14 protein-coding genes, 1 tRNA gene and 1 pseudogene are annotated in these 23,160 nt (G+C 55.5%); 9 read left to right on the plus strand and 7 right to left on the minus strand.

The genetic code is table 11. The annotated features are described in order from the left end of the window. The 4 genes from RSSM_RS17310 to RSSM_RS17320 all read right to left on the minus strand — a co-directional run. Positions 1 to 1,279, minus strand: a 1,279-nt coding sequence (locus RSSM_RS17310) for an anti-phage dCTP deaminase (RefSeq protein WP_008681514.1), incomplete at its 3' end; no start/stop codon positions are given. A 6-nt stretch (positions 1,280 to 1,285) separates the two neighbouring features. Continuing rightward, positions 1,286 to 1,780, minus strand: coding sequence for a restriction endonuclease subunit S (locus RSSM_RS33795; RefSeq protein WP_160168147.1), 495 nt, complete (start codon positions 1,778 to 1,780; stop codon positions 1,286 to 1,288). Positions 1,781 to 1,862: 82 nt separating this feature from the next. Further along, entirely contained in the window at positions 1,863 to 2,618 is a 756-nt protein-coding gene (locus tag RSSM_RS33800; protein ID WP_008681518.1) for a hypothetical protein, read from the minus strand. Continuing rightward, positions 2,615 to 4,447, minus strand: a complete 1,833-nt coding sequence (locus RSSM_RS17320) for a type I restriction-modification system subunit M (protein WP_008681520.1) — start codon at positions 4,445 to 4,447, stop codon at positions 2,615 to 2,617. The genes RSSM_RS33800 and RSSM_RS17320 overlap by 4 nt, the downstream gene beginning before the upstream one ends. Positions 4,448 to 4,894: 447 nt before the next feature. Between RSSM_RS17320 and RSSM_RS17325 the strand changes: the two genes are divergently transcribed. The 4 genes and pseudogenes from RSSM_RS17325 to RSSM_RS34805 form a co-directional block, all read left to right on the plus strand. Continuing rightward, positions 4,895 to 5,881, plus strand: coding sequence for a hypothetical protein (locus tag RSSM_RS17325; RefSeq protein ID WP_008681522.1), 987 nt, complete (start codon positions 4,895 to 4,897; stop codon positions 5,879 to 5,881). Between the two features lie 250 nt (positions 5,882 to 6,131). Next, complete coding sequence (locus RSSM_RS35475; protein WP_008681523.1) at positions 6,132 to 6,317, plus strand: helix-turn-helix transcriptional regulator; 186 nt, start codon at positions 6,132 to 6,134, stop codon at positions 6,315 to 6,317. Continuing rightward, entirely contained in the window at positions 6,314 to 7,153 is an 840-nt protein-coding gene (locus RSSM_RS31775) for a ParB/RepB/Spo0J family partition protein (protein ID WP_052336070.1), read from the plus strand. The genes RSSM_RS35475 and RSSM_RS31775 overlap by 4 nt, the downstream gene beginning before the upstream one ends. Before the next feature lie 2,638 nt (positions 7,154 to 9,791). Next, positions 9,792 to 10,301, plus strand: a pseudogene (locus RSSM_RS34805) (tyrosine-type recombinase/integrase); the annotation flags it as partial. 255 nt (positions 10,302 to 10,556) lie between these two features. Here the strand turns inward: RSSM_RS34805 and RSSM_RS17350 are convergent. Next, positions 10,557 to 10,630, minus strand: a tRNA-Val gene (locus RSSM_RS17350). A gap of 459 nt (positions 10,631 to 11,089) precedes the next feature. On the opposite strand from RSSM_RS17350, the gene RSSM_RS17355 reads away from it, so the two are divergent. Beyond that, positions 11,090 to 12,964, plus strand: coding sequence for a hypothetical protein (locus RSSM_RS17355; RefSeq protein ID WP_008681531.1), 1,875 nt, complete (start codon positions 11,090 to 11,092; stop codon positions 12,962 to 12,964). An 80-nt stretch (positions 12,965 to 13,044) separates the two neighbouring features. On the opposite strand, the gene RSSM_RS17360 is transcribed toward RSSM_RS17355, so the two are convergent. Further along, complete coding sequence (locus tag RSSM_RS17360) at positions 13,045 to 15,438, minus strand: serine/threonine-protein kinase (protein WP_236621212.1); 2,394 nt, start codon at positions 15,436 to 15,438, stop codon at positions 13,045 to 13,047. Positions 15,439 to 15,573: 135 nt separating this feature from the next. Between RSSM_RS17360 and RSSM_RS17365 the strand changes: the two genes are divergently transcribed. Beyond that, complete coding sequence (locus RSSM_RS17365) at positions 15,574 to 16,296, plus strand: hypothetical protein (RefSeq protein ID WP_236621213.1); 723 nt, start codon at positions 15,574 to 15,576, stop codon at positions 16,294 to 16,296. A 148-nt stretch (positions 16,297 to 16,444) separates the two neighbouring features. Here RSSM_RS17365 and RSSM_RS17370 read toward each other — a convergent pair whose 3' ends face one another. Further along, on the minus strand, positions 16,445 to 17,695 hold the full coding sequence (locus tag RSSM_RS17370) for a cupin domain-containing protein (RefSeq protein WP_008681538.1): 1,251 nt from the start codon (positions 17,693 to 17,695) through the stop codon (positions 16,445 to 16,447). Between the two features lie 335 nt (positions 17,696 to 18,030). On the opposite strand from RSSM_RS17370, the gene RSSM_RS17375 reads away from it, so the two are divergent. The 3 genes from RSSM_RS17375 to RSSM_RS17385 all read left to right on the plus strand — a co-directional run bounded on the left by RSSM_RS17375 (position 18,031) and on the right by RSSM_RS17385 (position 23,037). Further along, a complete protein-coding gene (locus tag RSSM_RS17375; RefSeq protein WP_008681540.1) occupies positions 18,031 to 19,245 on the plus strand; it encodes an aldose 1-epimerase family protein in 1,215 nt (404 codons plus the stop codon). An 86-nt stretch (positions 19,246 to 19,331) separates the two neighbouring features. Next, entirely contained in the window at positions 19,332 to 21,224 is a 1,893-nt protein-coding gene (locus RSSM_RS17380; protein WP_008681542.1) for a serine/threonine-protein kinase, read from the plus strand. A gap of 496 nt (positions 21,225 to 21,720) precedes the next feature. Beyond that, the gene (locus RSSM_RS17385; protein ID WP_044302863.1) at positions 21,721 to 23,037 is read left to right on the plus strand and encodes a hypothetical protein; all 1,317 of its coding nucleotides are present in this window, start codon (positions 21,721 to 21,723) and stop codon (positions 23,035 to 23,037) included. Positions 23,038 to 23,160 lie beyond the last annotated feature (123 nt).

A 23,160-nucleotide genomic window follows, 5' to 3' on the forward strand; every position in this document is an offset into this window, starting at 1 on the left:
GACGGGGGCCAATCCCGACAAAAGGCTCGAACCCCACCTTGTTTGCCTCACCGGCAGAATTCACCGAAATCGAATCATCGTGCAAATCTAGTGCCCGGCTTTTGGGATAAGGTTCTACGTAGACGACACGACCGATACCGGCAGCCACGATGTGCTTGGCGCAGTTGTGACACGGGAAAGTCGTTGAATAGAGCGTCGTTCCGGTCGTCGCAATTCCCAGGCGGCCACAGGACAAAATTGCCTCCATTTCAGCGTGAACCATCCGTCCAAACTCAGTCAGATCAGCAAGACGGCTAGAGGACAGGATTTTTATCGCGGAGTCCCGATCCATTCCTCTCTCACGAAGCCGATCAGCCAACTCGCCCATAATAGCCAGTTGTTCAGTACGGTTCGAATCCCGTTCTCGGGTGTGGTCGCGGCCCAGGGGCTGATCCGATATCCGGTGGGTTTCATCTCGTTCAGGCCAATAAAGACCACCACCAGGTCGGGGGCAGTCATTCGCTCCGGTCGCCAGGATAGTCTGTTCTCGGGCGATCACCGCTCCAACTTGGCGCGATAAGTCCGCCGATCTCAGGGCGGCCGAAAACGCCATGTACATCGCGAACTCATCGAACGTTGGCGTGTGGTAGGGATTTCCAAACCACAATTCGACCATCCTCCTCAAATCCTGACGAAGTCGTTCACGGTTTTCATTGATGCGAACAAAAAAGTCTGCCAGATGAAACGTGCGATTGAGCCGTTGCCCGCTTGGAACGCTTGTCTCGTCTCGATCGCGTCGCACCAATTCGATCGCATCCTCCTGATTAATGCCTCGGTTTCGAACAAGATTGTCGATGCGTTGGTCTTCTTCGGAATGGATACCGACCAGCACAAATCCACCGGAGTAAATTGTGCGAAGTCGCTCCACCTCCTCAGGCCTTTTCAACGAATCAACGATTACAACTCGCCGGTACTTTGGTTCAGGCTTGCGATCGCGTTTGGGCCTGTCGTTGTAAATCAATGTCGCGACACCGCTGCTCAGCACGCCATTGTCTACGGTCGCTCCGCGTGCTCGATTCCCGGCGTCCATCAGGTCGGTGATACGTTTGAACTGATCTTGCGGAGAGGGGTCAGTGTCAACCAACAGCGGAATAACTTCCTTGGAAACCTTGATTATTTTCGACTCGTATCCCGCTAAGCGAAACGGTTCCTCAAGCAACTCAATAACCTGACTCATTTCGGTGCCAACTGCACCGACCAAGCCAATTACCAATTCCGATTCAAAGTTGTTGTCGCTCATGGCGTCTTATCCCGGTGACAGAGCATTGGAGTTGAAACCGCGGACGTCGATCTTGCCGGTGACGGCTGCGGAGATGAGGGCGGTGCGGCGTTCTTGGAGAAGTTCGATGGCTCGTTCGGCTTCCGCGATGAGGATGTCAAAACTGCCCGTCCGCGTTTCCAAGAAGTCCGCAATCTGTTGTTGCTCACCTTTTGGCGGTTCTGCAATTCGATAATTGCGAATCGTCTCGACATTCACATGCGGTGACGCAGCTCCGACAGTATCGACATCTCCTTGTCGGTAAACGTTTTTTGTGTTCAGGTGCCACATAAGGTATCGAGGATCAAAGTCCTGACTCGCCCGAAACTGCATCATTCTCTGACCGAGACAGAACAGGTCGCTTTCCGGTACTAATGCAGCGTGCCCCCATCGTCCGCCCTCACGACTGTAAACGATGTCGCCACAAAGCACTGGTTCTCGCCGAATTCGATTGAGATACTCGGTTTCATCTACCCTTCGCATTTGGGCGGGGAAGATCTTTCCATCATCTATGTCGGAAGTCCTGATCGAAAGAAACTCGCCGTCGTCCGTCACCGTCGGGGTTTCATGAGGGCAGTCGACAATGCGGGAAGTTGCGTGTTTTAAGCGGGTTGTCCTCCAATGCTGCGGGACATCGCCGAGCCATTGGATGCCGGAGGGTTTCATGGGGGCGTTCGGGTTCAGGCCTTTGGTGACCGCGCGACTGATGACCGCCTGACGCTTTTCCTTCAGCAACTCGATCAAACGACGCTGCTCCGACACCAAACCGTCGATCTTCGACGTTTCCACATCGAGGAACGACGAGATCGCCTTTTGCTCGGTCGGGGGGCGGGATGAGTACCGGAAGATTCATCAAGTCGGTGCGACTCAATTGCAATGAATTAGGCCGAATGCCTTGTGCCATGCATGTGTAGGCATCCACGTAAACGGCGGAACGCATCAGGTGATGGACATATCTCAGATTAATGCCATCGCCGATCCAGTAGCATCGGTAAGCGGGGCTGACGTGCCCCTCGAAAGCTGAAACTCCCAGTCCGGCTGCGTTGAGCCACATCGAATTAACGACGAGTTGTCCAACACGCACAATTCTGTAGCCGACCAACTCTTCATCGAGGCGGCGGCGATTCTCGTCGTCATACTCCTTGATCTCGATTCCGCGATAGCCCGAGACCGAAAGCATTACGCCAACAACTTCCTTGTCGATCTTTTCAGGACTCTCCCGAAAATGATGACGAAAACGACCGACATTCCAGTGTGCTGGTACTTCGCCCAACCACTTTACGCCCGTGTCTTGGAGATCGTCGTAGCTTGCCAACGTCATTGCGATAGCTCTCCGATCATTTCGACGATCCGATCGGTGACCCCTTTCAATTCCGTGTCGATCTCATCCAACTCGCGGGGCGGTTTGAACACGTAGAAATGACGGTTGAACGGAATCTCGTAGCCGATCTTCGTCTTGTCCTCGTCGATCCATGCGTCGGGGACGTGCGGCTCGACTTCTCGCTGGAAATACTCGTGGATGTCTTCGCCCAGCGGGACTTCTTCGGTGTCTCGCAGTTTCGAGTCGGGCTTGGGCTGGCCTTTCTTTTTGCCTCGCGTTTCGAGCTGCGGCTGGCCGTCTTCACTGAGCAGCGGTCGCTCGACCGTGATCGTCTGGTAGCCAAAGTCGGTGGTTTTGAAGATGCGGCTGATGGGGACGGGAATCCTTTGCCCCTCACCCCCAGCCCCTCTCCCCGAAACGGGGCGAGGGGAGCCATCTTTGTTTAGTTTCACCGGCTGGCGTGTTTCGGGATCGACGTAGACTTCTTTGGCGTCGCCGAACAAGCGTGTGATCTCGCCAATGTGGTCGTCGCTCAGTTCCTTGCGTTTGCTGCCGAGACTCTTTCGCATCTTCTGCCACATCTCGCTGGCGTCGATCAACTGCACTTTGCCCTTGCGGTGGGCGGGCTTGCGGTTGGTCACGATCCAGATGTAGGTGCTGATGCCGGTGTTGTAGAACATGTCGGTCGGCAGGCCGATGATGGCTTCCAGTAAATCGTTCTCCAGCACGTAACGGCGAATCTCGCTTTCACCGCTGCCCGCACTGCCGGTGAACAGGGGCGAACCGTTCAAGACAATGCCAAAGCGGCTCCCTCCGTCTTTGGTCGGTCGCATCTTGGAAATCAGGTGCATCAGGAACAGCAGCGAACCATCGCTGACTCGCGGCAGTCCGGGGCCGAAGCGTCCGTTGAAGCCGTCCTGCTCGTGCTCCTTGACGATTTCCTTCTTGATCTTTTTCCATTCGACGCCAAACGGTGGATTGGAGAGCATGTAGTCAAACTGCTTGCCCGGCAGTCCATCGTCGGACAACGTGTTGCCGTGGATGATGTTGCTGATGTCCTGACCCTTGATCAGCATATCGGCTTTGCAGATGGCGTAGGACTCGCCATTGAGTTCCTGACCGTACATCACCAATCGGGCATCCGGGTTCTGACCACTCAGATGATCCTCCGCGACCGATAGCATACCGCCGGTCCCGGCAGTCGGATCGTACAGCGAACGGACAATGCCGGGCTTGGTCAGTGCGTCGTCGTCTTCGATGAATAGCAGGTTTACCATCAGCCGGATGACTTCTCGCGGCGTGAAGTGTTCCCCGGCGGTTTCGTTGGAGAGTTCGGCAAACTTGCGGATCAGTTCCTCAAAGACGTGCCCCATTTGCTCGTTGGTGACGACTTCCGGGTGTAAATCGATGTTAGCGAATTTTTCAGTGACCAAATAAAGCAGGCCAGCCTTGTGAAGCCGTTCGACCTGGACGTGGAAGTCGAAGCATTCGAAAATGTCGCGGACGGCAGGAGAGAACGCCTGAACATAGGAGAACATGTTTTCAGCAATGTTGTCCTGGTCCCCCATCAGCTTTTTGATGTCGAGCGGGGACGTGTTATAGAAAAGACACTTGGATTTTTTCAGCAGGAATTGCTCGGGATTCAGTTTTGCCGCCTCCCGTTTTTCCTTTTCTTTCAACACTGCCTCTTTCGTCGGCTCCAGAACGCAATCAAGGCGCCGAAGTACGGTAAACGGCAGAATTACTTTGCCGTATTCAGATTGCTTGTAGTCGCCCCGAAGAAGATCCGCCACGGACCAAATGAAAGAAGAAAGATTTTGCTGACTCATGTGCCCGCTGACCTGTTTTCCGTAAATACGCGCGACCGATTAGAAGTCGATCGGGGGGTAGTGTAGAGCATCAAGCTCGGAGGCAAAATCAGGCCGCGCCAGCAACTACCCCTTGCGTCTTGATAGTCGCCAAGCCGCTGCCAACAAATCACGGACCTCCGATGAAGATACGTCACCAACCGGACGTAGAAATTTCAGGGCATCAGGGCGGTTTAGATACTGGTCAGTTACCACCGAACCAGACAACTCATCGTTTTCATTGCCTTTTGGCGGCTCAACCCGCATCCTCTGGGGTGCAGCAGCGAACGGTGCTTGGCAGCCTCAGCATGGCAAGTGAGAATTCCCAAATACGTTTGAACTGGGGCTATCGAACGCCGAACGGCATTGGCCTCAGCGTAAGACTCAAATTTTTTGACCTTCCATCGTCGAGCAACAAGAGGCGTTTGCGTGTCCAAGCCAGAGTTTGAACCAGATACCATTCAGCGAGAACGACGCTTAATCCGGCAGATTGTGAGCCGTATCTGTGAACGTGAATACAGCGCGCGTGAGTCGAGAACAGCGACGTACATATCACTGTTTGACAGGGAAATTTGCGAGTGGACGCCTGAAGAGTGCGTCTTGCTGCGCGCGCTGGCCCAGCACAGAGAAGACCAGCGATACGAAAAGACGACCGAACACGATCGTCAGGAAGATACTCGTGACCCAATAAGCTTCATTCATTTAGACATGACCAAGCCGGTGATGAGCGATGAGTGCAACGTCATCTTGAAGCAAATCCTCAGCCGAAATTGCGATGAATCGAACGGATTGTCTTCTGAGGAAGCATGGCATATGGCCGAACAGCGTTCTGAGGAAATGACAGCCCCGGACTCAGAGTTTGTGATTGCTCCAGAATTGACCTCGAACGCCAAAACTGTTTGGGAACAAGCATTGGATTTTTTCACCAGTATCCCTACATCTCAACAAGAGAAAGCGATTGAGTACCTAGAAGAATTCAAGACTGCGGAGCAAAGCCACGACGAAACTTTGCCGCGCACCTGCCACGACCCAAGTACCACTGTCCAGGGCAATGCACGTGAGGAGGGCAGATCCGTCGCACGTCCAGCTATATCAAGTTCAATCGCAGCAGGATTGCCTATCGTTGAGGATGATCAGGAAACCGCTCGAAAACGAAAGCTAATAGCTTTGGACGAGTGCAAGCCCTGTGAACGTAAGGCGTACTACTCATTCTTACTAGCCGAGGCAATGAGCAGCAGTAGGCTCGAAGACCGAGAGGCTTGGGAAAAACTTCGCGAGAATGATTGGTCGGAATATTTCACCAACGAACTTGTCGACTATCAAGTCCCCTCGAATTACGCAACGTGGTCGAGACAATTGCGAGCGGCTCGAAAAGCGACTGGTGAGCAAAAGTATACTCGGCGTACAAGAAGATAGGATCCAAACGGACCCAAACGGACCACAGCCATATTTTCCAATACGCTCAACACCTCCGTTTTCTTCTACTTCCGATATTTAAGGGGACACAGAATAGCGATTTTTCGGTCCGGTCTGTGGGTTATGCAGGACGAGCATAGTGTGTCGTATTCCGCGACAGTGCTTACCTGTCTAACAACCGCAACCTGGCCCAAAAATGAATGCAAAGAACTCTTTTTCTAAAAGCCTTACCGACGGGAACGGGCGTGCCATGCTCAGCGTCGATGACATTGCCAAAGGCTTCCTGGGATGCTCGCCACGACACGTCAGACGTCTAGTTGATTCGGGAGCGATGCCCAAACCAATACGATTGGGCTCTCTACTTCGCTGGCCACGCGGCCAGATTGAGCAGTGGATTCAAGAAGGCTGTCCGAATTCGCGAGGTGGCCAGAGATGAGCTACCCAATTCATTCTGCCGCAGACATTATGCCGAGGATGTCCAATGACGAGCTTCGGGCTTTGGCGTCCGACATCAAAGAACACGGGTTACGGGAGCCGATCCGACTGCTCGATGGTCAAATCATCGACGGTAGGCACAGGCGTGAAGCCTGTGAGATGGTGGGCGTCCGGCCGGTCTATGTAGATGTAGCCGATAGCGAGGTCACCGACACGGTGGAATATGTGCTCGGGCTGAATGTGAAGCGGCGGATGCTGACTAAGAGCCAGCTTGCAATCATCGCGACAGGCTCCGAAATCACGGGGACTGATGCTGAACGCGCCGAACGTTTTGGTATCAGTCGCACCTACATTACTCTGGCAAAGTCAGTGCGTACTAATAGGCATTTGACCGAGTTGGTGTTTAAAGGGGAAATGAGTTTGCGAGATGCGAAGGTGCAGATCGCGAGTGCTCGCGCAGCGTCGGCGCGATTGAGTACTAGTACGCAATCCAGTCACTCTTGCACCGAACTGGAGGCGGATCCCAAGTTGCTCTCCAGTGCGAAGTCAACCATTAGTAGCTCGCAATCAGAGACCGCCGTAACAACGAGTACTGATGAGAAGACGATGCCGCAATCGATCGATGACTTTGATATCCCCGATTCTGATGCGATCGCCTCAGGTGTTCCGGTCAGTGACAAGGAGCAGATTGAAAAGCATGTCAAGAAAGCGAAGGCTGCTTTAGAGTCGGCGATGCGAGAGTTCGATTCGATTCACGCGATCAAGCCACAAGCCGAATACGAGCGGTGGGATCGGATGCTCCGAATCATGTGGGGGATCGTCGATGATTGGGCGTGACGTGGCTTGCCAATTTGTGAGTTTTCGCAACCGGGCAAATGCTGAGGTCACAGCGATAGTGGAACATCTCGCCCGGTCAGTTCAAGCAGGCGCAAGCGAGTCGAGAAGTCGATGACGATGAGCGATCTACCGACAGTCGCGCACGTTGCGATACCTCATAGCGTTACGTTGCCACCAGGGAGCGAAGGCGACAATTGGGCGTTGTTTCTTTCGATACTTGCTCTGCACACGTCATTGACCGAGGAGAGGTGGCGTGGCGGGCACTGGATCAACTTTCACAACAAGCTGCTTTCAGCACTGATCGGGCGGCGATACCGCGAACGCATCAATGCAATGATCGACGCTGGGATTGTGGAATCAAACGAACGTTATAGCACGGGCAAGGAAGGCGTCCCTGCCTTCACCAAATCGTATCGCTTGGCGAGAGAACATCGAACCGGGAAATCATGTCTACACACCCTAACGACACGACCGACGATACGAAAAGCGATCAAGACGTTCGAGATTGATCCCGACAACCTTGGTCCGGCTGGGGTGCATTACCGAAAGTGCTTCGATCGGTTTGCTTTGGCCCCCGAAGCGGCCGAAGATCCACGGCTTTCTGTCCGCTGGTATCAATGGATCATTGCCAGATGGATGAACGGACAGGAGTTTGCCCATCGATGCGAATATCGGCGATATCACAGTCTGATGACACAGTTGCCACGACGAGCAAGGAAGCACGTCCGTACACTCGACGGAGAATCTGTGAGTTTGGTGGACGTGTCAGCGTGCCAGCCATTATTGCTTGGATATCTGTCAGTTTGCCACCAACGCTGCCCCTCATCAACAACCAACCTACCATCATATGACGCGCAAATTTTTGATTGGCATCGCGGTAAGGTAGCGCGTGATATAGCAGCATGGATCGAACTATGCGAGACACGGTCTATCTACCGATTCCTCTACGATGCCATCCAGACGCATGACGGACCAACCACGACGACGATTACCTTAGCGAATGGGCGCCAGCGAGAGATTGATCTGCGAACAATATCGGAACGGTCATTCAAGCGAGCTTCCTTGATCCCGGTGTTCGATACCCTCGAGTCCATGATTCGGTCACCAGTGTTCACCGTCATCCGGCGAGATTTCCCGACGATCGCCGCGTTCATCGTTTCCGCGAAGCAAGCCGGGCATCAGCGACTTGCGTGTCTGCTCCAATGCGCCGAATCGACGTTGATGATCGATCGACTCGGTGACACATTATCAAAACGCTACCCAAACGTGGCCGTTGCACCGATTCACGATGCCCTGGTCGTCCCACATTCATTTGCCGAAACCGCCGTTGAATTGATCAACGAACAGTTTCAAGCGTTGGGCTTAATGCCCCACGTGAGAATCGAGTCGTGTTCTCCAGTGGTAAATCTTTCCACTCAGGCGCCAGCAATGAGAACCTAGGGTTCACTCGCCTCGCCGCTGCGGTCAAATGATGGCGACGGGAGACACCGCAAGGCAGCGCCGCTCAAATGGCAAAGACATATTTGGAATTAGAAAACGATCTTCCAAGGCAGAAACAGGGCAAACCTGTACGACCAAAATGGTTCGACAAGTTGCACGGTGCAACCAAGTGGTGAACCGGAGCAACCAGGGGGGTGATAGTAAGCTGCGTGTGTATGACTGCGTCAAAAAAGCAATCCTTCACGGTTAGGGACCGTTCTGGAGCTGTAGTTGCGCAATTGCGATAAGAATTTGCTTGGTGCCTGCACGCTGCAACGGGCGACACGGGCGTTTTATATGTGAGCGATTTGCGAGTTGACAGACAGTCGTTGACCGATAGATTTCAATCGCCACGGCTAGGGTAGCTCCCGAACACCGGCATCATCACCGGCCCGCCGTGGTACTTTTGTTCTTTGATGAATCGTGGAGATGACACGAAATGGCTAGCGTATTTAAGAAAACCTACGTCCGCCCAATGCCTGCGAATGCAGAGATCGTTTCTCGCCAGGGCAAACAAATCGCTCGATGGACCGATGGCAAAGGCAGGAAACGATCGGCCGAAGTGACGACCGGAAAAGATGGCTCGCCCAGAATCAAAACCGAAGCGTCAACGTACACGGCCAAGTATCGCGACGGCGAAGGAATCGTTCGGGAAGTCGCTACCGGATGCCGAGACAAACAGGCGGCCAAAACGAAACTCGCCGAGCTGCTGTCCATCGCGGATAAGGTGCGAGTTGGTTCGATAACAACCACTGACTTGAAAATCGGCGACCACAACAAGATACCGCTTGCCGATCACATTGCCCAATACATCACTGATCTAAAAACGCGAGGTGTCAACGCTGATCGGATCAAGACGAGCGAAACCCGGTTGAAGGCGGCTTGCGACGGTTGTGGATTCCGTTGGTTGCGGGACTTGAACGCGGATGCATTGCGAAAGTGGTTGCGTGGTCAGCCTGAAATGTCGGCAGCAACGTACAACTGGCACGTCACGTTATGGACGGCGTTCGGTAACTGGTTGACCGGAATTCGTTTGCAAGGAAAACGTCCCTCTCAAACCGGCGAACGTCGCCTAACGTCCAATCCGTTTGACGGATTCGGCAAACGCGATGAGAAGTCTGACCGCAAACGAGTTGCAAGGTCGCTGACGCGTGATGAAATGCAGAGGCTTCTCGACATCGCGCAGCGTCGCCCGCTCCAAGATGCTCTTACAGTCCGGAGAGGCAAGAACGCGGGAAAACAGGTTGCCAAGGTTCCCGACGCCAGACGGGCAAAGCTGGAGCGTCTGGGCACCGAGCGAGCGCTGATCTACAAAACGTTGATTCTGACGGGGTTGCGGTCCAACGAGCTGCGGACGCTTCGGAAGTCCGATTTGTCGTTCGGTGACGTTCCGTTTCTAATTTTGAAATCGAGCAACGAGAAGAACCGCAAAGGTTCAACCGTCCCGCTCAAGAGCGACCTTGCCGCCGATCTGCGTGCGTGGGTTGCCGACAAGGCACCGGGCGACCTGATCTTTAATGTCCCGACCGGGTTGCTTCGGATTCTGAATCGAGACTTGATTGCGGCCGGGATCGACAAGGTCGATGAGAATGAGGGGCGGATTCACCTGCACGCCTTGAGGCACAGCACGGGTACGCACCTATCGGCTGCGGGAGTATCGCCCCGAACTGCCCAAGCGGTGATGCGTCACAGCGACATCGCGTTGACGATGAACACATACACCGATGAGCGGTTGCTGGAAACGTCGGCGGCAGTGGAGCACCTGCCAACACTGAGCGTTAGCTCCGATGCACCTATGGATGCACCAAATCCAGTCCAAGCAGGCCAAAATAGTCCATCCCTGACCGAATCTGACAAGGCAACCCGCGATCGTGAAAGCACGAAAAAACCCAGCGATTCACAGGGAATGCTGAGTTTTCGGAAGTGGGCGATAGAGAACTCGAATCTCTGGCCTCTGCCGTGTGAAAGCAGCGCTCTAACCAACTGAGCTAATCGCCCGGGATTGTGGCCTTTTGCAGGCGGCACGACAAAATACCTGTTCGCATGTTTGCTGACAAGCGTGTGAAAACCGATCTGCCGGCGGTACTGTTCGCCTGTTTCGCTGTTCTGCCGTTTTGCCGCTGCGTGCACTGGCGAACGCGCCGCCGCCTCGAATCCTTTAGACTGTTACCCATGGGGGAGCGGGACTTTCGGGGAACGGGTTCACCTTTTTGTGCGACGCACGCACCGTGTTCCTTGATCGGTTGGGTACGTCCCAAATGAAGGACCGAATCGGGCTCGAGGGTTTGCTGGCCAGGCCTCATTTCGTGGCATGTTCAACAGTGTTTCATGTTCACGGTGCCTCATGTTCACGGTGCCTCATGTTCACAGTGCCTCATGTTCACAGTGGCCGCTACACAACGAGTTGAAATACGACAGGTTTCACGATTCCGCCGCACTTTTGGGAGGACGACTCAGATGTCGATTGCTGCACTGCATCAGGTTTTTGACGAGACACGTCGGCTGGCGATCGCGGGCAGCAATTTGGCCGCGGGTGATTTCCGGCTCAAGAAGCTGATCCCGACACTTCAGAAGAGCGGGGAGAAGGCTCCCGTGTTTGCCAAAGTGGCCGAGGGAGTCGAACGTTTGATCGATGCCTCGCCCAAGGACTCCGCATCGGCGCTGCTCGACCTCAGTTCACTCGTGATGGCAATCTTGTATACGCAGGGGGAACTCGGCGGCAAAGGTCCGATCAAACCGATCAAGACGATCGGCATTCCACTGACTCAAACACAAACCCCGGCACGCTTGCTCAAACCTGTAATCGAGGCCTTAACAACCGGTGGGACCGGACGCTTGGAAACGATCCGCGAGGCCCATCGGCAAGGCGTTTTTCAAGACCCGCGATTGGTAAACTATGCGATCACGGCTTTGAATGATCGATATGGCGAACTGGCGGACCTCATGGAAAAGATCGTTGGAGACTACGGTCCGTCAATTGTCCCCTTGATCGAAGAAACGATCGCGATCAAAGGCAAGAGCGGTGATGCGCGGCGGCTACGGATTTTGCATCGTTTGGCCCCGGAGAAAGCCAGACCGATCGTGCTCGACGCTTTCGAAAACGGAAGCAAGGAGACCAAACTCGCCGCCGTCTCGTGCCTCGGTGAGGAACCGGGCGATTTGAATCTGTTGATGCAACAGGTGGAATCGCGGCAGCGTGAAGTCCGCGAGTTAACGTACAACCGCCTCGCCCTGTTCGACCAACCGGAGGTCAATGAACTGCTGGTGTCACGTTTGAAAGAGGACGAGGCATGGCAGGTCGCGACTGCGATGCGGGAAAGGCATAGCAAGTCGCGGATGAAAAAGGTTATTGAGTTATTGAACGAGTCGCTTTCAGATTTACAGCCGTTGCTCAGCAAAAGCAAACTCAGTGCCGCCGACAAAAAATTGGTTGACGAACGAATCAACCGCTTCCTTGCAGGATGGTCGTGCTTCACGTTTCGAAAGGATGCGGTGCTGCAGAAATTCGCGAAAGAGATCCTCGATCGCTGGGACGAGTTGCTGGCACTGCGAGGGAAGTATTCCGGGGGTTCCGACCTGATCCATGCGATCGCGACCTGGAGTCTGGACAATGGCAAACCCGCACAAGTCAGCTTGATCGCGAGCCATCACATGGACGCACCGGAAGAGTTGCTCGGGCTATGTCTTCAGTCTGCCACGCAGAGTTATCCACCGGCGACGGTCTACGAAGAGTTCTCGCCGCTTTACCGCGCAAACGCTGGCGAGAAGGCCTCCAAAAAGCAAGGCAGGAAAACAGCCCGGGAGAAGCTCGAACACCATCGGTACACGGAACTGCGAACGGCGATTCAGCATCTCGGACGCGGCAGTCTGTTCGACGAGTGGCACCCGATGACCGAGACCGAACCTGCTCAAAAGAAAGGCGGCGTTCGGCTCGACTCACGTTGGCTCGACGATTTTGTTGAGTATGAAGATGTCGAAATGCTGATCCACAGCGTGTCGGCAAAAGACCGAGCGGCGTTGGACTTTCTCGCGGAACGCGTCGCGCAAAACGTCCGCGACAATCGTATCGAGTTTGAAGACCAATGGATCGCCTTCAAACTGTCGAGTTGCAACTATCGCAAACGATGTGATGTGGTCACGATGCTGCTCGGTGGACTCAGCGAGGAACGTGACCGGATACGCAAACGCAAAGGCTATCACTACTTTCCGAGCGTGCACTGGATCACCAAGGCGGTTGATTTGTTTTCAAGCAACGAGCACAAAAAGCTACAAGCTGTGCTTACGAACATTGACGAAACCTTGGTTGATGAGTTGATGCCATATGTGCGGTAGGAAACCGTCACTGCGGCTGGAGTGAATTGACAACCGCCCCTGAATCAAGCAACTCGACAGAATCACCCGGCTCGACTTGATCACCCGGCTCGACTTGATCGCGAGTCACCTGGGACCACGGGGTCAGCCACCGACAAAACCTCGCCTAACTTTGTCCACATGCGAACGAGCGTTCGGTAGGCGATGAAGGACCCTAACAATCCGATCATCCCTGCCGTGATCGCGAGCAACATGAAGTAGCGTGACTGGCTCTGACTGAAGATCATTAGGGCCGCACCTACCAGTGGGATCAAAGCCGCTATCAGCAAATACGATTCGCTTTGCGAGATCACGCGTGCCGCATTACGGTCGAAATCCGGATCTTGCATCGTCGGTCGAATCATCTTGGGATAGTAGGCTCCGGCGCAAATCAAACCGAGAGAAAAGAATGGGTAGATCATCGCGACGCCGCCACAGATGAGCGACGACACAAAGAGATGAATCGACTGGCTCGTTGTGAATTCGGGGAACCGTACGCTCAACAGATACGGCATCAAAACGCCAGCGAAAATCCAGCAACCGCCTCCGACCAAAGCGGATAGGTGGCCGAGTTGCAATGTCCAGCGAATGTCGGAATAGGCGGGTGCTTTGCCGGAAGATGCTGCTCGCAACGCACGCATCGGTGCTCGCGTGAAGGCAATCACCAACAACGCACAGATTGGAAAGAATGTAAAGTTGATTTGATACGACAGCGTGTCCAAACCGTTACGTGTGGACTCGGTCATGATCTCATTGAGGTTGTAGAGGTAGTGCAGTCTTCCGGCCGCCATATTCGGCAGTAGGATGACCACGATCGTGACCCACCATGGCGACCGGCGCATCAACCACGCCGTCCACGAATTCGGATTGGGGTCAAACAACTCCGCCGCCGCGGGATACAGAGCCAACCGCAGATCGCCCGCGAACTCCGCCCCGGTGGCCGGACGAGATTCGGGGTCAGCTGAAAGAGCCCGGCGCAGGACGGACTCGAGGACACGCTGCCACGCGGTATTGTTGTAACGCGGTGGCTTGAGTTCTTTTAAGCGACCGTCGAGCTGATTGGATACGGCTTGCGTCCACGAGGCGGCCGACGACGCACAGTCAAATGGTCGTTGCCCTTGCCAAAGCTCCCAGAGCAATACGGCAAGGGAATACAGATCAGCCCGTTCGCGAACTTCTTCCTGAGGTGCCAACAGGTTCGCTGTAATCGCACGCAGGTGTTCGGGTGCCATGTAGCCAACCGATCCGCCGAGCGAACAGGCCGCCCCGGCTCTCCCCGACGCCCCCGCAAGACTGACATTGAAATCGGCGAGTTGCGGGATTCCTTCCGCGGTGAGCAGTACGTTCGCAGGCTTGACGTCGCGGTGTAGAACGCCGGTGTCGTGAGCAGCTTGGAGAGCACCGGCTAGCTGGATACCGATCCACGCGACCAACTTGGGCCATTCGATCTCGTTGATCCATTCGCGAGTGGTCGATCGTTCCGGCACGACCTGAGCCGATGCCAGTAGATTCTCGTCGACCGACTGCAACAGGAGCGCACCTCGACGACGATTGTGGTGCGTCAGTTTGGCTTTCGCGATGACGTCCGCCAACGTGCCGCCGGGATGAAACTGCATGTACAAAAGATGCAGCGGAGGTTCGCGAAGGAATCGCTGATCAAACACGCGAATGATATTGGGATGGTCAAACTGTGCCAACGCGCGGGATTCGCTCGCGTCGAGAGCCTCGTTGCTTTTCCAACGAGAAACCTTCACCGCGACGAGCCGCGACATGGAAATCTGTCGAGCGAGATAGACGTGGGCGAACGCTCCTTTTCCGAGCAGTTGGATGATCTCGAAATCGTCGAGCGTCTCGCCCGGAGCGACCGGATCAGGAGGCTGCGTGTGTTCGCGTGGGAGAGCGGTTTCGCAAACTCCGAGCAGCGGCGCGAGCGAATCGGAGTACTGCGGAAAGCGTTCAGCAAACGTTTTGTATTCAGGATTCAAACCACATTCACGCTGCAACTGAATGTCTTCGAGAATGAGATCGAGCGGTGTGGTTGAAGGAGAGATTAGGTCAGGCAACGCGTCGAAGTAGCGTTCGAGCGGTCTTGGCGTGCCGTTCTCGGCCGCCATGGCCATTTGCAACTTGATCAGTTCGACCAAGACAAAATGCCGTGTTTCTCGATCGGAGTCCGGCAGATAGCGGATCAGATCCTGCGGAGCGTCGGCGGACTCGGATTCGGAAAAGCGTTCGAGACAAGCGAGCATGATCTCATCGAGCGAATCTTGCGTTTCGCTGTCCATGCTCGATGCGTCTGTGTCACCAGAGACGAGTGCGTTGGAATCGGGTTCGGCGGGAGGAGGCGTTGCAACCATGAACGTCGTTATAACCCAATCCCCGGCAATATTGCCTGGTGGCTTTAGCAAAAACACAACCGATCGCAAGGTTTCGCCACGCCGGTTGACGTTACGCATTTCGTCGCCGGCGTCCTCCTTTTTCGTAGTCCGGTCGAGGGTGCTCTGCCCCCGGTTCCGATACCAACGGAGCGATAGATGGTGCCGAGGCTGGCTTTGCACCCGTCCCCCAATAACCTGTGGAACTCTCCGGCCATGCGTTGTAGTAAAACTCCTGGGAGCCTTTGCGGTGTCGTTGCCATGACGCTCGCCGGTTGGCTCACACTTGGTGCCTCATCGGCATCCGCCATTGAAGGCACCGAATTGAACTCGTCCGTCGGCATTTGGGCTCCGCTGCTGCCCGAACTGGCCAACGATTCGGGGGATTCCGTCGGCGTGTTGATGGGGCTTTCGGGTCACCATCGCTTCGACGGATATCGCACGAGCGTGGAATCGGGATTCAGCTATGGCGTCTCCGACTCAGCCGAAATGATCGGGTTCGAAGCGTTGCTGCGTGACACGTGGGACTTCGGCGATCACCACCTGTCGGCCGGTTTCGGATACAGCATGATGAACTGGGACCAAGACGCTGCCGGCCATGACATCGAGTCGGACTATCAAGGTGCGAAGGTCGTCACCGGATGGGAAACCTGCTTCGGCCGCACTCCGGTTTGGCTCGACCTAACCCTCGGTCTCTATGACCTTGATGGAGCCTATGTCGGAGACGACGGAGGCGGTGGTTTTAACACCGGCGAAACCGGTGGATTTACCACGACATACGGGTTCGAGATGAAGACCGAATTCGACTGCTTCGGAATCCCGGCGCGTGCGATCTTCGGGTTGGACTACTTCGAAGACTTCGCCGTCTGGCGTGCCGGCCAAGTCGACACCGAAGACGCTGTCGTCCTGAACGGTTCGATCGAGTTCCGTTTGTATTAAACCGAAGCGATCTCGGCTGCGGAAATTCAAAGGCAGACCGGTCACATAGAGGACCGATGTCTGCCGAGATTAAGAAGTACCGGTCGACGGAGCGATCGGTAGGTTCCGCATAGCAACTCTCTCGCAGAACGCGAGTATCTGAAACGCGTTACGAACCTGCTTTGGGCAGGTCCGAGTGGGCATTGGGCCCAAAGTATCGAAGTCCCACGAGTGGTTCACTGCCGAGGTTTTCGATCTCAACACCGCGTGTCGCTGCGACGTGCGAGATGAACACTTCGTCGGTGGTGTTCTCGCCAAAGCGAATCATGGCGGGCGTTTGGAGGTCGAGTGAGCCCATGCGGCCGCGACCTTGCACGGTGATCCAACTGCTCGTCGCACCGTCCTGCAGTGTGCACTTGGCACCAGGCTGAATCGTGAGTTCTTTCGCGCTGAAAAGTTGTTGCCCGTCGACGGTGCCGTAGACGATCCACAGGTCTTCGTAGCCGTCACCGCTGCGTTTCTCGTCGCGGACCGGTTCGAGATAGTTGCTGTTCTTGAAATGGGTGTCTACGTTCTTGTCCCAGTCCAACTGCCCGACGATAAAGTCCAAATCTTGATGTTTGTCCTCGGGCATGTCCTTGACCAGTAGCGACCAGGGAACGTAGCGGCCTTCGACGATGGATTGGTACATCCCGAAGACGTCGCTGCCCCATTGCGGTTCGTACGTGCACAGCGATCCGGGTGCGTGCAAGACTCCCGGTGGGATCAACCAACCGGTTCCGCGTTTGAGGCGGTACGCGCGGCTGAGGTCAAGAATTCCGTTGTCGCCCGCATTCCAGTTTTCCAAACAGCGGCGAACATCGGCCGGTTCCGTGCCGGGCTCGAGCCCCATGAACGTGTAGGCAAAGTTGTTGTCGACGTTGTTGAGTTGCGGAGGGAAGTAATAGCTCTCTGGCTTGCCCTCCTGCCCGACGAGTTTTGCATCCTCGAACGACTGGTGCATGTGATGGGGGATGGGGCCCATATTGTCAAAAAACTTGGAATACACCGGCCACCGCTCGTACTTGCTGTACACCGATTCGCCCACGAGATCGGCTCCGCGTTCAGCGACGGCGTCCTTGAGCAAGAATTTTTTTCCCTCAAAGAGGCAGAAACTGAGACCTTCGTGCCACACGCGTCCTTCGTTGGCGGCTTCGGTGGTGCTGCCGAACCATCGTTCGTCGATTCCGCCCCGATCGGCTCCAAAGCGGTAATAATCACCGGGATGCAATTTGATCCGGCGTCCGGGGTGCAGGAACGAGCGAGGCACCCAGGTGGGCGTCAAACGCAAAAGTCCGTCACCCGCATCCATTGCCGAATCGAGTAACTTGGTGACACTGTCGCCTTTTACGAGGCCTTCATCTAATTTCACGTTGCTCATCAGGTCGGTACCGCTTAGGGATTTATAAAAGGTGGGAAATTTTGAGGGACGGCTTTAAAGGCCGCAGTCTATAGGATACCCCGATTGCGACCGATCGCACCAGAACCCAACAGTTTAAGCGCAGCGAATGCCCGTTAGAAACAACCGCACCTATTTACACTGCGTTACCTCGCCCGCGGCTTCGGCGCGGTTTGCCCCGCACTTTGGGGCGGTAGTCAGCCGCCGGTAAATTCGACACGCTCTGGCAAGGGTCGCGGAACGACATTCAATCTCTCGACCTTTTTATTCCCTCGTTTCCATTCCTATTCTCTCGCCCTTTTACCCCCATTTGTGTCATGCCGACCGAATCCATTGTCCTGCGAACAATCGATGACCGTGAACAACGAATCGAGTGGGATGAATCGAGCCCGCTGCACCTGACCATCGAAACCCGCGCGGGCGAACTCACCATTCGCAAAGGCGTGTTTCGTGGCGGCGTCAGCGAAGGCGTCGAGATCGTCCGAATGGCGAATTCGCGAATGCACGTTGACATCCTGCCGACGCGTGGGATGGCGATCTGGCGGATGCAAGCCAATGGGGTGCGGTACCAATGGCAATCGCCTGTCGTGGGTCCGGTGCATCCGAACTATGTCGACGTCGGCGAACCGAGCGGTGTGGGATTCTTGTCTGGGTTTGACGAACTGGTCACCCGATGCGGATTAGAAAGCAACGGTGCCCCCGAACACGATGCCAATGGTCAACTGCTGCATCCGCTGCACGGGCACATCGCCAACACGCCAGCCGATGCGTTGTCGGTCGAGTTTGACGAAGCCTCCGGACGCGCCGAGTTGGTCGCCGAGACGATCGAAGCGAGATTGTTTGTCAAACGTTTCCGGATGCGCACTCGAGTTCGCATCCATGCCGACCGCGACGATGTTGAACTGCTCGATGACGTGACCAACGAACTCTCCACTCCTGCATCGATGCAGTTGCTATACCACATCAACGTCGGTGCCCCGGTCCTCGGCAAAGACGCTCGCCTGAATGTTGCCGTCGAAGAAGTCGCGCCGCGAAACGACCACGCCGCCGAAGAGATTGACCGCTGGGAACGTTTTGATGGTCCGACGTCGGGGTACGTTGAACGCGTTTACTTTGCGAAGCCTTGCAGCGATGAATCGGGAATGGGGCACGCGATGCTCGCCGACGCGAAAGGAGCACGCGGCTTGTCGGTTCGATTCCGAACGTCCACCTTGCCGTGGTTTGTCCTCTGGAAAAACTGCGCCGAAACAGGTGACGGGTACGTCGCCGGCATTGAGCCGTCAACCAACTTCCCCAACCCTCGCGGCTTCGAACACGAGCGAGGACGCACCGTGGATCTCGGCCCGGGTGAAACGGAATCCTTCCGAGTGACACTGTCCCCTTTGACTACCCCCGAAGAGGTCCAACAGGCCGACGAGGCGATTCGAAAGATCTACGAAGACCAATCAATCGAAGTCAACACGTTCAATACCCCTCGGGCCGACTGGAGTATCGAAGTCGAAAACAACGCTCCCGAATCCGAAGGCAACTAATCTAGTCTCCATGGACATGTTCCCTTGGAGATCGACGGATTCTCGCGGGACAATCGACCCCAATGATCTAACCGGCGAATAACCCTATGAGTGAATTCGAATATCTTGGCCCCTACGAAATCGGCAAGATCATCGGTCGCGGTGGTATGGGTTCGGTTTACGAAGCGACACATGCCAAGTCAGGTGAACGGGTTGCGGTGAAGTTGATCGCCCAACACGTCGCCGATGACACCCGGTTTCGTAGACGTTTTGATGCCGAGATCGAAACTCTTCGTCGTTTGCGACACCCGGGCATCGTGCGACTGATCGGATATGGCGAAGAACAAGGCCGTTTGTTCTACGCGATGGAACTCGTTCAAGGCGAATCGCTGCAGCAACGGATCCGCGACGTCAAACGCATGGGGTGGCTGCCAGCGGTTGATATCGCCATTCAAATTGCGACCGCGTTGAAGCACGCGCATGACATTGGCGTGATTCACCGAGATTTGAAGCCTGCCAATTTGCTGCTCACCGAAGATAACCAAGTCAAATTGGTCGACTTCGGAATCGCCAAACTATTCGGCTACGGCGACCAAACGCTCGCCGGTTCGGTTCTCGGCACTGCCGACTACATGGCTCCGGAGCAAGCCGGCGATGGACCGATCACACCGCGGACGGATTTGTACGCGCTGGGCAGCGTCATGTATGCGATGCTCGCGGGCCGCTCTCCTTTCGCCGGCAAAAAACTGACCCAGGTGATCGAATCGCTCAAACGCGACCGAGCCGTTCCACTCGAACTCATCAATCCGGAGGTCCCGCTCGAGGTGGTCGAGATCGTTCATCACTTACTCGAGAAAAATCCGGCCGATCGTCCGCCCACGGCACTGGCCGTTTCGAAACGCCTCATGGCAACGCGAGCTGGCTTGCAGCGCAACCGCACCGTTGCACTGGAGAACGATGCCACTCAAAGCGGCACGAGCGTCCACCAACCCATTCAAAGCGATTCGGACACCCAACATTCGCATCTGACCGACGCCTCTCAATCACAGCCTCCGGCTTCGCAAAACGCCGCCGACAGCGACGCATTGACGACATCCAAACCGGGATCACAACTCACCGGTCGACACGACAAGAAGTCTCCCTCAAACGGAAACGCCGCGACTGCCGCAACCTTCACTCCGGACGGATCCGCCACCGATAGCGACGACGATGGTCGATCCACCGAGTTCGAAACGGAATCCCCGGTCACATCACCTACCCGGTTTCAAACCATCGGAAGCGACGAAGCCGAGTCGGGATATTTTGGGCCGCACACGAAAGAATCATCGGCCCACAACTGGCTGCACTTCGCGTCGATCGTGGGCATGATTGCGATCTTGGCGGGAGGTGTTTACCTGTTTGTCAGAGCGATGCAAACCCCGCCCGCCGACGTGATGTTCGCGACGCTGCAATCCGCGGAACAAGATGGTGACTTAACGCTCAATCGAACGCTGATCGATCGCTACCTCGATGCGTATCCAGACGACGAGAACGCGGACCAAGTTCGACAGTGGCAACGGCAAGCCGAACTCGAACAGACGATTAAACGATTGACCGGTCGGGCTCGTCGGATCGGCGGAGTTTCCCGTCTCAATCCGGCAGCCCAAGCCTTCCTCAATGCAATGCAAATCCGAGAGTCGTCTACAGAGGAAGCCCAAACGCATCTCCATGCCTGGCTCGATGTTTTTGGCGGCGACGAAACCGAGCCAACGTCACTCGAGTTAACTCAACTGACGCGCCTCGTGCGCGACGAACTCGATCGTTTGGAAACTGAACAACCGCTGGGTATCGAGAGCGACTCCCGCCTCTCCGTTTTGACGCAGCGGCTCGATGCGAGTGAAGAGATGCCTGCAGCGGAACGAGTCAATTTGCTTCGTGGCATCATCCGCTTATACCAAGACACCGCATGGGCCCGCCCCATCGTCGACGAGGCAACCGAACGACTCGCACAAGAACAGTAGTCTGGCAGTGGCCTTGCCCGGCGATCGCAGCACACGGCAATCCCAGCGCCCGGCAGTGGCGTCATCCAACAAGTGGAATAGCCCGGCAGTGGTACGCCCATCCCTGATTTTGCGTAGCCGGCAGACTTACCTGCGTTACCCGCCAACTCATTACCCGCATCTCGGCTGAGGTCGGGTGATGCAGGCCCGCGTCTTCGACCAGAACTGATGACGCAATCTCACAGCGTGTCCTCGTCATATAGCAGTGCGATAGGTGCAGTGGCTTCACCTTGTTTGCGCAGCCAGCAAACTCAACCCAGGCATCACGATCTTTGTCGAAGGCGCGATCCCCCCCAATAGTTCGACCCGAAAGGCGGCTAGGCAATGCCCCCCCGAAACATGGCATTCATGTCAGGATGCCCGAAGGACTTTGTCGATTCATCAAATTGAATACTTGTTCAACAGGTGACGCACACGGATGCGACCTCACCTTGCCCTTCCTATCAAGGATGTTCGAATGTCTAGACGACGGAATACTCACTCACCATCACGTCGACGCCGGCTCTTGCTGCAGTTGATGGCGGTGGCATCTCTTTCCGGCGGTAGCGTGATGGCTGCCGACGGTACCGACGCTCGGCTCGTCGCGGCAACAGTCCAAGACTGCTGCCCGCCCGCTGTCACGTCGCCATGCTATCCCAGTGAATACGCTTCACCGATGATTATCGAAGGCACAGCCGAACCGGCTGCACCTGCCACGGAATCCGGCGCGGTCACCGCCCCCACGCCTGACCCTTCCTTTCAATCGGAGGCTCCAACCTTCGATGCCCCGCTGACAGCCAACACGGCAGCGAACAACTTCGCGGCGGCGGGCGCAACTTCGCTCGCGAGCACCACAGCGAGCGGCGGTGGACTCGATGCACCGAACATGCTCGGTGACTCGCCTGGGTATGGAACGACGATCACCATTTCTGGCCCTGGTACGATCTACACGATTCCAAACACAGCGACCCGGCGATTTAAGTTTACAGAAAACATCAGCCCGATCCCCCAAGATCGTGTCTTCTACAGCTACAGTCACTTTGACGGTGCGTTGACCGTAGACCAAGCTGCCGGCACATCGACCTATCTCGATCGCCACCTGTTCGGCGGCGAAAAGACCTTTATCGACGGACTATTTTCTATCGAGTTGCGGCTAGCGGTTTCCGACGGTTTCGCTTCTGACTTATCAACCGCGTTGGATAGGGGCGGCGAATTTGGCAACATTCAACTGGCGTTCAAAAGCCTTTTGTACTCTGGCGACTCCTGTTTAGTCGGTGGTGGTATGACGTTGACTCTTCCTACTGCTGACGACCTTCAATTCGCCGGCGGCATGGAAATGGAGAACGAAACGGTTTTTCTCGCACCGTATTTGGGCTTCGTAAGTACCCCAACGGAAAACACTTTCCTTCAAGGTGTGACCCAGATCGACTTTGCACTTGGAGGAGACACCATTACACAGGGCGGGGCAGAAGATGTGTTTCAAGAGCAGCATCTGTTCTACACAAGCCTATCAGCAGGTGCTTGGTTGTACCGCGATGATTGCAGCACACTCGTAAACGGTGTGGCAGCAATGACCGAGCTTCACTACACGACTGCTCTAAACGACGGCGATACAACGACTGCTACCGCCAACATCATTTCCGGTCCAGGTAGCATCGACCTGTTGAACACCACCGCTGGTTTCGTGATCAACAAAGGTCTGACCAACATCCGCGTCGCCGGCAGTGTGCCGTTGGATTGGGACGACCGTTTCTACGACAGCGAATTCCAAGTTCAGATTAACCGCCGCTTCTAGAACTTTGGAAATCTGCGGTTGTCCGTGACCGCATGCTTCGGGTCGTTACTGATGGCATTAGGCTGATTGCTTAGAGCTGGGCGTTCCAGGTGAACGCCCAGCTTTTTGCGTTTAGCCACCCCC

This window comes from Aporhodopirellula sallentina SM41, assembly GCF_000346505.1.
Lineage (GTDB): Bacteria > Planctomycetota > Planctomycetia > Pirellulales > Pirellulaceae > Rhodopirellula > Rhodopirellula sallentina.

Coding starts and splice junctions, on each gene's coding strand:
- RSSM_RS17320 (WP_008681520.1), bottom strand. CDS start 4,447: ATGAGTCAGCAAAATCTTTCTTCTTTCATTTGGTCCGTGGCGGATCTT.
- RSSM_RS31775 (WP_052336070.1), top strand. CDS start 6,314: ATGAGCTACCCAATTCATTCTGCCGCAGACATTATGCCGAGGATGTCC.
- RSSM_RS17385 (WP_044302863.1), top strand. CDS start 21,721: ATGTCTAGACGACGGAATACTCACTCACCATCACGTCGACGCCGGCTC.
- RSSM_RS17360 (WP_236621212.1), bottom strand. CDS start 15,438: ATGCGTAACGTCAACCGGCGTGGCGAAACCTTGCGATCGGTTGTGTTT.
- RSSM_RS17370 (WP_008681538.1), bottom strand. CDS start 17,695: ATGAGCAACGTGAAATTAGATGAAGGCCTCGTAAAAGGCGACAGTGTC.
- RSSM_RS35475 (WP_008681523.1), top strand. CDS start 6,132: ATGCTCAGCGTCGATGACATTGCCAAAGGCTTCCTGGGATGCTCGCCA.
- RSSM_RS17375 (WP_008681540.1), top strand. CDS start 18,031: ATGCCGACCGAATCCATTGTCCTGCGAACAATCGATGACCGTGAACAA.
- RSSM_RS17355 (WP_008681531.1), top strand. CDS start 11,090: ATGTCGATTGCTGCACTGCATCAGGTTTTTGACGAGACACGTCGGCTG.
- RSSM_RS33800 (WP_008681518.1), bottom strand. CDS start 2,618: ATGACGTTGGCAAGCTACGACGATCTCCAAGACACGGGCGTAAAGTGG.
- RSSM_RS17380 (WP_008681542.1), top strand. CDS start 19,332: ATGAGTGAATTCGAATATCTTGGCCCCTACGAAATCGGCAAGATCATC.
- RSSM_RS17365 (WP_236621213.1), top strand. CDS start 15,574: ATGCGTTGTAGTAAAACTCCTGGGAGCCTTTGCGGTGTCGTTGCCATG.
- RSSM_RS33795 (WP_160168147.1), bottom strand. CDS start 1,780: ATGCGAAGGGTAGATGAAACCGAGTATCTCAATCGAATTCGGCGAGAA.